A 13835-nucleotide genomic window follows, 5' to 3' on the forward strand; every position below is an offset into this window, starting at 1 on the left:
CGAGTAATTCTATGAATAATCAAGCTATTTTTTCATAACAGCTTAACAGATTCCTTTTTATAGATATTATTTTATTTTCTAAAATACCAAATTACATGCATAAATTTTTTAAATAAATCCAATATTATTATATCAGACAACCGATTTAATACTTTATCTTTTTCTAAATCATTAAAATTCCCATTATTTTTTATAGTATATTGCTAGCTTACAAGAACTATACTATAATATTAATTATAGAATAATAATTATTGATTAAGGAGGCGTATTTATGATAAAAGTTTATACTACTAATACTTGTCCTTGGTGTGTTAAAGTAAAAAATTATCTTAAATCAGAAAATATTGAATTTGAAGAATTAAATGTTCAAGATGATATGACCGCTAGAGAAGAAATGATAAAAAAATCTAATCAAATGGGTGTTCCTGTATTAGATATTAATAATAATATTATTATAGGTTTTGATAAACCAGCTATTTTAAAAGCTTTAGGGAAATAATAGAGAGGCGTATAATCGCCTCTTTTATCATTTTAAGAATTTAATATAAAATAATCTTTAAAGTTTTTATTTCTTTAATATATATTTTTCTGCATTTAGTAGTGCTATTGTTCCATCTGCAACGGCAGTAGTTATCTGTCTGTATTTCTTTTGCCTTACATCTCCTGCAGCATATATGCCCTTAATATTAGTCTGCATATCTTCATCAGCAATTATATATCCTTGCTCATTTAATTTTAAATATTGTTTTACCAAATCTGTTCTTGGCTGACTTCCTATGCACCCAAAAACCGCATTTAATTCTAAATTTATTAATTCTTGAGTTTTTGTATTTTTAATAGTAACAGCTTCTAAAAACTCATTTCCCTTAGCCTCTACTAAATCTTCATTAAGTAATACTTCAATTTTGGGATGATTAAAAACTTCATCTATTAAAGCTTGCTCACCTTTAAAATAATCATAACGTCTTATCAAATAAACTTTTTCTGCAAATCTTGTTAGAAATATAGCTTCCTCTAATGCTGAATTTCCACCACCTACAACAGCTACTTTTTTTCCTTGATACATAGCTCCATCGCAAATAGCACAATAATGAATTCCTTTGCCTGAAAATTCATTTTCTTGCGGAATAGGTATCTTTTTAGGGGCTGCACCTGTTGCAATTATTATAGCCTTAGGCTCATATATATATGAATCAGTTTCTATTATCTTTTTATCATCTGAAATATCTATATTTTGAATTGAATCAAATTCATCAATTTTAGCACCAAGAGCTTCCGCCTGTTCTTGAAATATATCTGCTAATTTTCCACCATCAACTTGTTTAAAACCAGGATAATTTTCTATTGTATAGCTGTTTCTTACCTGACCTCCTAAAATCTCGTTTTCTAGCAATAAGGTATTTAATTTAGCTCTTCCAGCATAAATTGCAGCTGTAAGTCCTGCTGGTCCTCCACCAATTATCATTAAATCTAATTCTCTTCTTTCTTTACCCATTCTTATTCGCCTCCCACTTCTATGCAATTAAATTATAATTTTGCTGTACCATAAAATTATTAAAATATACTATTTTCTTCGACTTATTTAATAAAATAAACTGCTTCAATTTCTCATTCAATTTATAAGCGAAGCAGTTTATTAACCTAAAATTGCTCTATTGTATTTTAAATTATTATTCTGTCAGTTTACTGAACACAAGCTTATTTTCTAACTCACTGACTTTTACTTTATCTCCAATTCTTATGTTTCCTTGCAAGATTTCTTCACTTAACCTATCTTCAACTTCTTTTATAATAAGTCTTCTTAAAGGTCTTGCTCCATAATCAAGATCTATTCCCTTACTTAATAAGAACTTTTTACTATCCTCTTCAAATTTTAGATAAATCTCTCTACCCTCAAGTCTTTCTTTTATGGATGCAAGCATGAGGTCTACAATCTTATCTAGATCTTCATCACTTAGTTTATGAAATACTATTGTATCATCTATTCTATTCAAAAATTCTGGTTTAAATTTTTGCTTTAATTCTTCTAATATGCTTTCCTTCATCTTTTCGTATTCAGTCTCATTATTAGAAATAGTGTTGCTATTAAATCCTATACTCTTCTGCTTTTTAATTTGGTGCGCACCAACATTTGAAGTCATTATTATTATTGTATTTTTGAAATTAACAACTTTTCCTTTACCATCTGTAAGTCTTCCATCCTCCATAATTTGAAGTAAAACATTAAATATATCTGCATGAGCTTTTTCAATTTCATCAAAAAGAACTATAGAGTACGGTTTTCTTCTAACAGCTTCTGTAAGTTGTCCTCCATCATCATGGCCTACATATCCTGGTGGCGATCCTATCATTTTGGATACTGAATGCCCTTCCATATACTCGGACATATCAACTCTTATAATACTATTTTCATCTCCAAACATAGCTTCTGCAAGTGCTTTTGAAAGTTCTGTCTTACCAACCCCTGTTGGTCCTAAGAATATAAAACTTCCAATTGGTCTGTTTGGATCTTTAATTCCAACTCTAGCTCTTCTTACTGCTCTAGCAATAGACTTTACTGCTTCTTCCTGACCAACTACCCTTTTGTGAAGTATCTCTTCCAAATGCAATAATCTTTCACTTTCTGATTCAGTTAGCTTTTGTATTGGAATTTTAGTCCAAGAAGAAACTACATTTGCAATATTTTCTGAATCTACAATCAGTGTTTTAATTGAATTTTGAGTATTCCAATTTTCTTTTAAACTACCTAACTTATCTTTTAGTTCCTTTTGTTTATCTCTTAAACTTGCAGCTCTTTCAAAATCCTGAACCCTTATAGCTTCTTCTTTTTCTTTGTCAATATTTCCAATTTTCTCTTCTAGTTCCTTTAAATCTGGAGGTGTAGTTAAACTCTGAATTCTTACTTTTGCTGCACCTTCATCTATTAAATCGATGGCTTTATCTGGCATAAACCTGTCTGTTATATATCTATCGGACAAATTTACAGCTGCTTCTAATGCTTCATCTGTAATTTCAACTCTATGGTGAGCTTCATATTTGTCTCTTAAACCCTTTAAGATTTCTAATGTTTCTTCTTTTGTAGGCTCACCTACAGTTATAGGTTGAAATCTTCTTTCTAATGCCGAGTCTTTTTCAATGTATTTTCTATACTCATCAATAGTTGTTGCTCCAATACACTGTATTTCACCTCTAGCTAAGGCTGGTTTTAATATATTTGAAGCATCTATAGCACCTTCAGCACCACCCGCACCAATTATAGTATGAATTTCATCTATAAAAATAATAATATCTCTGTCTTTAACAATCTCTTCCATGGTCTTCTTTAATCTTTCTTCAAATTCACCTCTATATTTTGCCCCAGCAATCATAGCGGTTAAATCTAAAGAAATAACTCTTTTATTTTTGAGTATCTCCGGAATGTTTCCTTGAACAATTCTTTGTGCTAATCCTTCAACAACAGCTGTTTTACCTACTCCTGGTTCACCAATTAAACAAGGATTATTTTTTATTCTCCTACAAAGAACTTCTAACAATCTTTGTGTTTCTACTTCTCTTCCTATTACCGGATCTAATCCTTCCTCCCTAGATAAAGCAGTTAGATCTCTTCCATATTTATCAAGCATAGGAGTATTTTTTTTCTTGGAATTTTCTGTTCCTTTACTATCACTAACTTTATCTTCATAACTTCCAGATAAGAATGCCACCAACTCTTCACTTATAATAGAAAAATTAACATTTAAGCTCCTTAAAATAGTATAAGCCATTCCTTCTTCTTGATTTAGCAAAGCTAACAAAATATGTTCTGGACTAACATATCTATGATTTAATCTTTTAGCCGCTGCAAAACTTTCGTCAATCACTCTTTTTGTTCTAGGTGTCAATAAAATATTATCATCAGACTTTTTAATGTCACCATAACCTAAATATCTCTGTATCATAGCTTTGATATTTTCACTATCAACACCGTATTTTATTAATAATTTAGCTGAATATCCATCTTCTTTTAAAATACCAAGTAATACGTGTTCCGTACCAACATATCCATGTTTAAATTTTTCTGATTCATTTTCAGCTTCTAGAATTACTACTTGTGCCCTTTCTGTTAATTTATTATATTCCATTAATTTAAAACCTCCAATCTAATTAATTTAATAGCCTGTTTACTAATTTTGCTCTTTCAAACTTAATTTCTTTAGCGTCTAAATATCTGCCAAGGTAACTTTGAAGAGACGCATCACTTATAAGCGTAAGCAACTTATCCAATCTGCTCTCGTCAATATCCATAATAAATGAAACTTCTACTCCCAACCTAACATTAGATATCATTTCAACAGTTTCCTTATAGTCTAAAAGAATTGCACTTCTTAATATTCCATATGATCTATAGACTTTATCTTCTAATTCATACTTACACTTACTAAATAAAATTTCCCTAAATTTATTTTCTTCTCTTATTACATTTAAAACTTCAAATCTTAATCTACTTATTATGTTTTCTTCCGATAATCCTAAAGATACTTTGTTAGTTATTCTATATAAATTTCCATAAACCTTTGTATCTTCTAAATATATACCTTTTATATTAAAACCTGCCTTGCTAAGATTTTTTGAAATTTTCTTAATCTCTTCACTCATTGTAAGCGCTGGTAAATGAAGTACTACTGACGCTTTCATTCCTGTTCCAATATTTTCTGGAGATGCTGTAAGATAGCCTAAGTTTTCATCAAAAGCGTAGTCAAAATTATGTTCTATCTTATCATCAATATTTATAGCTCTCTCAAAAGCGTTTTCTAAACTAAATCCTTCACTTATGCACTGAAGATTAATATGATCCTTCTCATTTATCATAATACTGATATTTTCATCTTTATTTAAAATAAATGAACTCTTATCCGAATTTTTGATAAGCTCTTCTGTAATTAAATCTCTTTCTAAATATTGTTTACCAAAATCATCATTTGTATTCCAAATCTCATATAATGTTAATTCTTCATCTTTTAATTCATTTTTAAGCGCATTATATATATTCTTTCCATTATCTCTTCCTTTAATATAATTCAGCTTATTAGGAAAAGGCAAATTACTTAAATTTCTAGATAATAATATTTTGCTACTTAATACAATACCTTTTTTTATATCATTATGAGTCAAACTGTCCATCGCAATTTTCCTCCTTCACATGAACTTGTTCCTTACTTATATTACTTTCTAATATATAAAGTTCCAATTTTTTTATTTCATCTCTTACCACAGCGGCTCTTTCATACTCTTCTGTCACAATTAATTTTTGCATTTCTGATTTTAGATCTTTAAGCTTTCTTCTTCTAACTATTTCTTCGCCCTTCATATAAGGTATTTTTCCTATATGCTTTACCCCTGCTTGTAAACTCTTTATTCTCGGTTCAAGAACAGCTTTAAATGCAACATAACAATCAGAACATCCTAATCTTCCTGTTTTCTTGAATTCATCATAAGTCAATCCGCAATTAGGACAAACAATATCATTTACATTGGTACTATTATCTATTTTAGTCTTATTGCCCACACTTGATAATATTTCTGTAAGCATTCCTTGAAATGGAAGTGTTCCATTTTCACTAATTGAACTGAAAAATGGAATGTTAGATATGTCTTTTACACAACTTTCACATAACCAAATTTCATGTTTTTCTCCATTTACAACTGTAATCAAATTTACCTTAGCCTCGTTTTTCTTGCATTTTTCGCACAACATATATATCCCACCTTTAAGATAAAATTATCATCATCATTGCTTTTAAAATATCAGCCCTTACTTTATTCTTGTTTTCTGCAGAAGTTAAGCTTCTATCATTAACTGCAATTTTCATTATTTCACATTCTCTTTCTTCAATAGCACCAGATTCAAATAAATGATTTAACAGAGCATTTGCATTATGATATGTTATAGCCTCTCCTATAGTTTCATTTATTAATCTTTCCCTTTGATTAGAATCATCGTGCTCCAATTGCTTAATAGCAATATGACCTCCCCCACCTCTTTTACTTTCAATTAGATATCCTCTTTCGTAGGTAAATCTAGTTGTTAATACATAATTTATTTGAGATGGTGCACATCTAAATTGATCTGCCAATTCATTTCTTTGTATAAAAATTACCTTGTCTGTGTTTTCATCAAACATCTGCTTTATAAAAGCCTCTATTATATCTGAAAGTCTTGCCATAACATCACCTACTTAAACTTATATTTAAACTTTCTGTTTTTGACTTACTTTGACTTTACATCATTATACTATAATCTTTTTATTTTTTAAAGTATCTGTAATTGAAATTTAATATCATTTCAATTACAAACCCAATTTAAATATCTATAAAATATTTTTTACATTAAAAAATTAATCACTATAAATTTATGATTATTTTTTATTTCATATGTTAATACTATAATTTATCATTTATTAATTATTAATTCTGGTTTGTGGAGGAAATTTTATGCAGATTACTTGGTATGGAAACTCATGCTTTCTTATAAAAACAACAATTGGTAAAAGAATCATACTAGAACCATTTAATATTATTACTGAATATAATTCAAACCTTCCTAAATGCGATTTAATAGTTACTAGCAGAAATTATAATAATTTATCTTTAAGTAGACAACATGATTTAACTCAACTCATTAACGAAACAGGAACTTTTGATATTTTTAATTTAAAAATAGAAGGGATTAATTCATTTCAAGATAATTATAATGGACTTAAAAGAGGTCCAAATATTATTTATATTATAAAAGACAATGAATACTCATTATGCCATTTAGGAAATCTAGGTCATATTCCCTCTTCTTTAGTATTAGATAAAATTAAAAACATTGATATCTTATTCGTACCCATTGGTGGAAATTTTACTCTAGATGGATTTAATGCTGCAAAACTATGTACACTTATCCATCCTAAATACATAATACCTATGAATTACAAAACCAACAATACATCTTTATTTTTAGATGATCCTAAAAACTTTATTATATCTATGAATCATATTAAGAAAATTAATTCTAATATAATAAACACTTCTGATTTTAATCTAAACTATGAATCTGAATGCTTATTATTATCATCTCCCTAAGCTTAAATTAATAAATTATAAAAATAATCCTAGTCAAAATAGTCTGACTCAGACTTTATATATTCCTACTGTTTTAAAAAATTATTTCATTAAGAACACACTTGTCCATATTTACTCCAAATTAAGAGTAATAAAAAAAGACCGCCTTAACGGCGATCCCCTTTTTATTACTCTTGGTTTGGAGCTCCTACTGGGCAAACATTAGCACAGTTTCCGCAATCAATGCAAGTATCTGCATCGATAACGTATTGAGTATCTCCTTGAGTTATAGCACTAACTGGACATTCTCCAGCGCATGCTCCACAGCTAACACATGAATCATTAATAACAAATGCCATCTTAGAACACCTCCTAATAAATTGCGGTAATTAACCAATTACATTTTAACACGTATTTTTATGTTTTAAAAGTCTTTTATGTTAATTGCTATTTATTTTTTAATAATAATTTTTATGATTTAGCTTCAGCAACTACATATCCTAAATCCTCTATTGAATCAATAATCTCTTGAATACTTAGAAAAGCTTCGTTATAAATTACAACAACTTCCTTCTTTCCTAGTGATATTTCGCTTGCTATAACTCCTGAATTTTGAGCAACAGTTTCCTGAATTATATTACTATCTCTATGAGATTCCATATTATAAATTTTAATAATAGATTTCATAGAAATTCCCCCTACTTCTCATTTATAAGTTCTTTTATTAATTTCTTGTCTTCTTCTGATTCAACAATTAATTTAATATTATTTTCATCAATTGTATCTTCATATTTACCAGAAACAAGTTCCACATCTGTTATCTTAAATTCTTCAACAACATCTTCATTGCCTCTTCTAACTTTGACTTTAACAATTTCCTTAACTATTGAATTTCCTATAACTTCTCCATTTCCTGCTTCTGTCTTAACAATTGAGCCAACTTTAGGTAATCTCTTTCTTATATCTTCATATGTATTTTGCTCGTAATTTAAGCAACACATTAATCTTCCACATATTCCAGATATTTTAGTTGGATTTAAAGAAAGATTTTGTTCCTTTGCCATTTTTATAGATACCGAAGCAAAATCCCCCAGAAACGTAGAACAACACATTGATCTTCCGCATGGTCCAAGTCCACCAATCATTTTAGCTTCATCACGAACACCTATTTGTCTCAGTTCTATTCTAGTTTTAAATATAGTTGCTAAATCCTTAACCAATTCTCTAAAATCAACTCTACCATCGGCTGTAAAATAAAATATAACTTTATGATTGTCAAATGTATATTCTACATCTATTAATTTCATATCTAATTTATGTTCTTCTATTTTTTTTAAACATGTATCTAAGGCTTCTTTTTCTTTATCTTTATTTTCCTTATGTTTGCTAATATCCTTTTCATCAGCAATTCTTATAACATTTTTTAAAGGTGACACTATATCTTCTTCTTTTATCTGTTTTATGCCTATAACACATTCCCCAAATTCTACGCCTCTAGCAGTCTCTACAATTACATAATCACCTTTTTTTATACTTAATTCTGATGGACTGAAATAATATATTTTTCCTGCCTTTTTGAATCTTACTCCTATAACTTTTATCATTAATTATACCTCCGCAAATCCCATGAGTAATACGCCCATGGTCATTGAATAGTTTGTATTACTATTAAAATTTATTCTTGCTTCTGTTATGTATTCTAACATACTATTTAACTTTTTATAAGATATTCCTATTGATATGTTTTTTAATTTTTCTACTTTATCAAAATTAACAATAAGTTCACTGTCACTAAGTTCCTTAAATAGCATAATATCTCTTATGTATGACAGAAGTATATCTAATAATTCAAGTTTGTCATCTTTTGAATTCTTAAATAATTCTTCATATTTTAACACGAGACCTTTTTCTCTCTTTAAAATATCTTCAAATAACTCTATACATATATCTCTTAAATTTTTTAAATTTCCATCGCCTATAAATCTATCTACTTTTCCAGGTACTCCTGCACTATATGCTAATGCAGATTTTTTTTCCTCAGCTGTTAACTCTGGATATTTTTCTTCTATATAATCTAGTATATCCTCTTTGCCTAATGGTGTTAATTTGTATATCTGGCATCTCGATTGTATAGTATCTAAAATCATTTCTAAAGAATCACTTAATAATACTAAGTACACACCTTTAGGAGGTTCTTCAATAGTCTTTAACAATGCATTTTGAGCTTGAACTGTTAATTTGTCACATTTATATAGTATTAATACTTTCCTATCACCTTCATAAGGCTTTTTACCAACCTCATTTATAACATTTCTTACATCATCAACCCCAAAGGAACTGGATGAAGGATAATATTTTACAATATCAACATTTTCAATATCATCCCTCCTATTTATAATTTGGGAAGCCATATGCCTTGCTAATATACTCTTTCCAATTCCATCATTGCCAACCATTAAATTAGCATGAGAAAATGAATCATTAAGCTTTCTATTATTTATACTCTCAATAATATTTTTATGTCCGATTATTTTTCTCAATGCTTACAGCTCCTCTGTACTATATTTTAATAAATTGATCTACATCCAATACAAATATAGTGGCTCCACCTACGCTTATTTGTACTGGATATTGTTGCATATATCCACCTTCACTACCCCCAAGTGTAGTTGGTGTAACTAATATTTCTTTTCTTTGTTTACATATATCTTTAATAATATCAATGACAGATTGAATTTTTTCTTCTTCAATACCTACCATTAAAGTAGTATTTCCAGACTTAAGAAATCCTCCTGTTGTTGCTAATTTCGTTACTCTATAATTTTCTTCTGTTAATGCTTCTATAACATCTGTAGAATCTTCATCTTGAACAATTGCAATTATTAATTTCATTGTAAATCCCACCCTTTTTTATAAAATATTGAATACTGTTTTCATTTTAAATATTTATAATAATTTATTCCAATATTTATTATTTTACCACAAATAAAAGGCTTTTCTATAATTTAGTTTGCATTTGTCCATATTTTAAGCTTCAATATATTTTTTATTTCGTTTATTACATTTTCTTTTGATTGCTCAGCATCTATTTTTACAATTCTGTTCTTATTATTTTCATAAATCACATTATATCCAGTTCTAACCTTATCATGAAATTCTAATTCTTCTAAGTCTAATCTGTTTATTTCTCTATCTTTATTATTGTTTATTCTTTCTAATCCTATTCTAGGATCAAGATCGAATAATATTGATAAATCAGGCATATATTCTCCAATTGCAAATTTATTTATACTCATAATTTCTTCAATCCCTAAATTTCTTGCATATCCTTGGTATGCTAAAGAAGAGTCTATAAATCTATCGCAAAGCACTATAATGCCTTCTTCTAAAGCTGGTATAACCTTTTCCACAAGATGCTGTCTTCTAGCAGCCGCATAAAGTAATGCTTCTGTCTTCGAATCCATAGCTTGATTTTCAGTATCTAGAATGACTTGTCTTATTTGTTCTGATATTTTAATTCCACCAGGTTCTCTGGTCTTCATACATTTCAATTTATTTTCTATAATCCAATTATATATTGCATCAATTGCAGTTGTTTTTCCTGTTCCTTCTCCACCTTCGAAAACTATAAATAAACCTTTTTTCATATAAATACCTCATATTTAAGATTGTTTAGCATAAATATTACTCTTTTGCATGTTCGTCAAATAAAACTGTTTTTATTTTATCTTTATAAATATCATAATCAGACTGAACTGGTTTTATATTTATTATCTTCTCTTCACATGCTCTGCAAATTCTTTCCCCATTTAATATTATACCATTATAATCAACCACTCCACACATAACACATAATTTATTTGATTTTTCCATTCATAGTTCCTCCTTATATTAAAAATTCACGCATTTTATAAATAACAATTTTATAGTATTTATATTTTGTTAGGCTATTTATCTTTCATATTTTTAAACCACTCATTTCTCTGCTTATACTTTGGATTCATTTAGATTATTGCCTTATGATTTATTTCTAATACTTATATTAATATATAATTTTTTCATTTTGGGAAATAATAAAGCATGAGTATTTATATTTAATTTTGATATATATGTTCTAATAAATTTCATGTATTAAAATTGAAATTCTACATTTAGGCTAATCTAATATCAAAGTAACTTATAAGTATTAGTCATGAGTATATATAAATAATTTATACATGTTTATAATTAAGAAAGGAGAATTTACTACAAACAAAATAAAATAACTCCTATAGATTATTGTAGAAGTTACTTTGTTCGTTTTAGTAATAAACTAAATTTATGAGAGAAAATATATCTTCATTCATATCAAGTTGTAGTGATGAAATAGAAAATTTGTGCACTTACTTATTTAATAATCCTGAAATTAGTTATCATGAGTTTAATGCCTCTAAATACATTTGCAGTTTATTACAGAAATATGATTTTAATATCAAAACAAATCCCCTAGATATAGAAAATGGGTTTATAGGAATTAAAGGAAATGGACACCCAAAAATATGCTTTCTTTGTGAATACGATGCTATAGAAAATGAAGGACATATTACAGGGCATAATCTAGTTACCACTATGTCAGTAGCTGCTGCCCTAGCACTAGGGAATATAATCCATAAAATCGGAGGTTCTGTAATACTAATTGGATGCCCAGGCGAATATTTAGGTGGTACAAAAGGTACAATGGTTAAGCAAGGAATTTTTGATGATATTGATGTTGTAATGCTCGCTCATCCTGATACTTCTACATGTGAAAGTGGTTCATCTTCATCAATTATTCCCTTGGGAATAAAATTTGAAAGTGAAAACAAATTAAGTTTTTTAAATAAAAATTCCTACAGTTCTTTAGACGGCGTTTTATTAACACTTAATATTCTAAATTCTATAAAAAAGGGATTTCCTGATAATGTAGAAATAAACTCGGTTATTTCTAATGGTGGTTATACAACTCTATTGCTTCCATCAAGTTCTGAAATTAAATTTTGTATTCGTGCAGTAGACAGCAAAACGGCAAACCATGCTTATGATAAAATAAGAAAGATTGCAAATTCAGTATCTAAATTAATAGATATTCCTAATTCATTTTTTTTATATGAATCTCCAAACAGAGAATTAATTACTAATCGTAACTTGAATAGGTTATTCAGTCATAACCTTAAAGAGAGCGGAATTATTGATATTAATCCCCCTAAAGATGTTTATGCTGGATTAAGTATTGGAGATGTAAGTCACAAAGTTCCTAGTATACATCCTTATATATCCATAATTCAAAAAAATAGTGAAAATAATTCAATTAAGTACGGAACTTTAGACTTTGCAAAAGCAACAATATCAAAATTTGCATTAAAACAATGCAATATTGCCGCAACAGCATTAGCTCTAACTGGAATGGATTTAATAAAAAATGAAAAACTTCTTAATGAAGTTAAAATGGAGTTTTTTTCTTCAATAAAATAAAGTATTTTAAACATAACACAACCTTTAACTTACTTTATATTTACAAACCCCCTTATAATAGTATAATATTAGTTGTACTGATTAGGAGGTGCTGTAAATTGATTCAGATTTATAAAAGTGAAAGTGAGTTAACCTCTAATTTAAAATCACTAGATACCATAGAAAATGGCTGCTGGATAAATATGATTGCTCCATCTGATGAAGAAATTATACTAATATCAAAAAAAACTGGAGTTGATTCTGAATTTTTAAAAGCAGCCCTTGATGATGAAGAAACTTCTCGTATTGATATTGAAGATGATTCATTACTAATAATAGTGGATATTCCTTTTACAGAAATGGAAGATAACTCATTAACTTATGATACATACCCATTAGCTATAATACATACAAATAAACAACTAATTACTGTTTGCTTAAAAAACAGCAAAATATTAACAGACTTTATAAATGATAAAATTAAATCATTTTATACTTTCAAAAAATCAAGATTTACACTACAAATCTTAAACAGAATATCAACTTACTATCTTTTATATTTAAGACAAATTGATAAAAAAAGTTTAATGATTGAAAAAAGGCTTCATAAATCAATGAAAAATAGAGAACTTATTCAATTACATTCCCTTGAAAAATCTCTCGTATATTTTTCTACTTCGCTAAAAGCTAATGAAATCACATTAGAAAAAATGCTAAAATTAGAATTAATGCAAAAATATGAAGAAGATAAGGATGTTTTAGAAGATGTTATTATAGAAAATAAACAAGCCATAGAAATGACAGAAATCTATAGTAATATACTGGCAAGTACAATGGATTTCTTCGCTTCTGTAATATCTAATAATTTAAATATAGTTATGAAAGTACTTGCTTCAGTTACAATTCTTATGGCAATACCAACTATTATTGGTGGAATATTCGGTATGAATATACAGCTTCCTATATCCCCTGACAATCCTAATGGATTTTCAATAGTTATGATTTTTACAATCGTTATTTGTATTGTGGTTGCTTTTATATTATATAAAAAGGATATGTTTAAATAACATATCCTTTTCCATTAATATTATTAATTTAGTTTATTTTAAAACAAAAAAGCTTGAAATATAAATTTCAAGCTTTTTTTGGAGGCGCCACCCAGATTTGAACTGGGGAATAAAGGTTTTGCAGACCTCTGCCTTACCACTTGGCTATAGCGCCATTATGGTGGCTCGAACTGGAATCGAACCAGTGACACGAGGATTTTCAGTCCTCTGCTC

Annotated in this window: 16 protein-coding genes and 1 tRNA gene; 4 read left to right on the plus strand and 13 right to left on the minus strand. The window is 28.2% G+C overall.

The features are described 5' to 3' along the window. Positions 1–271: 271 nt before the first annotated feature. Complete coding sequence (locus GXK56_RS26775; RefSeq protein ID WP_160693242.1) at positions 272–499, plus strand: glutaredoxin family protein; 228 nt, start codon at positions 272–274, stop codon at positions 497–499. Between the two features lie 66 nt (positions 500–565). Here GXK56_RS26775 and trxB read toward each other — a convergent pair whose 3' ends face one another. From trxB to GXK56_RS26800, 5 genes are all read right to left on the minus strand, one after another. Further along, positions 566–1495: a thioredoxin-disulfide reductase gene (gene trxB / locus GXK56_RS26780; protein WP_160693244.1), complete on the minus strand. Its 930-nt coding sequence runs from the start codon at positions 1493–1495 to the stop codon at positions 566–568. Positions 1496–1670: 175 nt separating this feature from the next. After that, complete coding sequence (locus GXK56_RS26785) at positions 1671–4121, minus strand: ATP-dependent Clp protease ATP-binding subunit (RefSeq protein ID WP_160693246.1); 2451 nt, start codon at positions 4119–4121, stop codon at positions 1671–1673. 22 nt (positions 4122–4143) lie between these two features. Then, on the minus strand, positions 4144–5160 hold the full coding sequence (locus GXK56_RS26790) for a protein arginine kinase (RefSeq protein WP_160693248.1): 1017 nt from the start codon (positions 5158–5160) through the stop codon (positions 4144–4146). Beyond that, positions 5141–5734, minus strand: coding sequence for a UvrB/UvrC motif-containing protein (locus GXK56_RS26795; protein WP_160693250.1), 594 nt, complete (start codon positions 5732–5734; stop codon positions 5141–5143). The genes GXK56_RS26790 and GXK56_RS26795 overlap by 20 nt, the downstream gene beginning before the upstream one ends. A gap of 13 nt (positions 5735–5747) precedes the next feature. Continuing rightward, positions 5748–6203, minus strand: a complete 456-nt coding sequence (locus GXK56_RS26800) for a CtsR family transcriptional regulator (protein ID WP_160693252.1) — start codon at positions 6201–6203, stop codon at positions 5748–5750. Positions 6204–6471: 268 nt separating this feature from the next. On the opposite strand from GXK56_RS26800, the gene GXK56_RS26805 reads away from it, so the two are divergent. After that, complete coding sequence (locus tag GXK56_RS26805; protein ID WP_160693254.1) at positions 6472–7107, plus strand: MBL fold metallo-hydrolase; 636 nt, start codon at positions 6472–6474, stop codon at positions 7105–7107. A gap of 167 nt (positions 7108–7274) precedes the next feature. Here GXK56_RS26805 and GXK56_RS26810 read toward each other — a convergent pair whose 3' ends face one another. The 7 genes from GXK56_RS26810 to GXK56_RS26840 form a co-directional block, all read right to left on the minus strand. After that, positions 7275–7445 carry a 4Fe-4S binding protein gene (locus GXK56_RS26810; RefSeq protein WP_160693256.1) on the minus strand — a complete coding sequence of 57 codons (171 nt, stop codon included), beginning with the start codon at positions 7443–7445 and terminating at the stop codon, positions 7275–7277. 112 nt (positions 7446–7557) lie between these two features. Further along, complete coding sequence (locus GXK56_RS26815; protein ID WP_160693258.1) at positions 7558–7773, minus strand: heavy-metal-associated domain-containing protein; 216 nt, start codon at positions 7771–7773, stop codon at positions 7558–7560. An 11-nt stretch (positions 7774–7784) separates the two neighbouring features. Next, positions 7785–8690, minus strand: coding sequence for a stage 0 sporulation family protein (locus GXK56_RS26820; RefSeq protein WP_160693260.1), 906 nt, complete (start codon positions 8688–8690; stop codon positions 7785–7787). 3 nt (positions 8691–8693) lie between these two features. After that, positions 8694–9626: a DNA polymerase III subunit delta' gene (locus GXK56_RS26825; RefSeq protein WP_160693262.1), complete on the minus strand. Its 933-nt coding sequence runs from the start codon at positions 9624–9626 to the stop codon at positions 8694–8696. A 19-nt stretch (positions 9627–9645) separates the two neighbouring features. Then, on the minus strand, positions 9646–9978 hold the full coding sequence (locus tag GXK56_RS26830) for a cyclic-di-AMP receptor (RefSeq protein ID WP_160693264.1): 333 nt from the start codon (positions 9976–9978) through the stop codon (positions 9646–9648). 113 nt (positions 9979–10091) lie between these two features. Continuing rightward, the gene (tmk, locus tag GXK56_RS26835) at positions 10092–10733 is read right to left on the minus strand and encodes a dTMP kinase (protein WP_160693266.1); all 642 of its coding nucleotides are present in this window, start codon (positions 10731–10733) and stop codon (positions 10092–10094) included. Positions 10734–10770: 37 nt separating this feature from the next. Next, on the minus strand, positions 10771–10959 hold the full coding sequence (locus tag GXK56_RS26840) for a sigma factor G inhibitor Gin (protein ID WP_160693268.1): 189 nt from the start codon (positions 10957–10959) through the stop codon (positions 10771–10773). 447 nt (positions 10960–11406) lie between these two features. Here GXK56_RS26840 and GXK56_RS26845 point away from each other — a divergent pair, with 447 nt between their 5' ends. Together GXK56_RS26845 and GXK56_RS26850 are read left to right on the plus strand one after the other, a co-directional pair. Beyond that, a complete protein-coding gene (locus GXK56_RS26845; RefSeq protein ID WP_160693270.1) occupies positions 11407–12576 on the plus strand; it encodes a M20 family metallopeptidase in 1170 nt (389 codons plus the stop codon). 98 nt (positions 12577–12674) lie between these two features. Beyond that, positions 12675–13622 (plus strand): magnesium transporter CorA family protein, encoded by a 948-nt coding sequence (locus GXK56_RS26850; protein WP_160693272.1) that lies wholly within the window; start codon positions 12675–12677, stop codon positions 13620–13622. Between the two features lie 79 nt (positions 13623–13701). On the opposite strand, the gene GXK56_RS26855 is transcribed toward GXK56_RS26850, so the two are convergent. Beyond that, positions 13702–13776: transfer RNA gene (locus tag GXK56_RS26855), tRNA-Cys, on the minus strand. Positions 13777–13835 lie beyond the last annotated feature (59 nt).

This window comes from Clostridium sp. C2-6-12, assembly GCF_009928485.1.
Taxonomy (GTDB): domain Bacteria; phylum Bacillota; class Clostridia; order Clostridiales; family Clostridiaceae; genus Clostridium.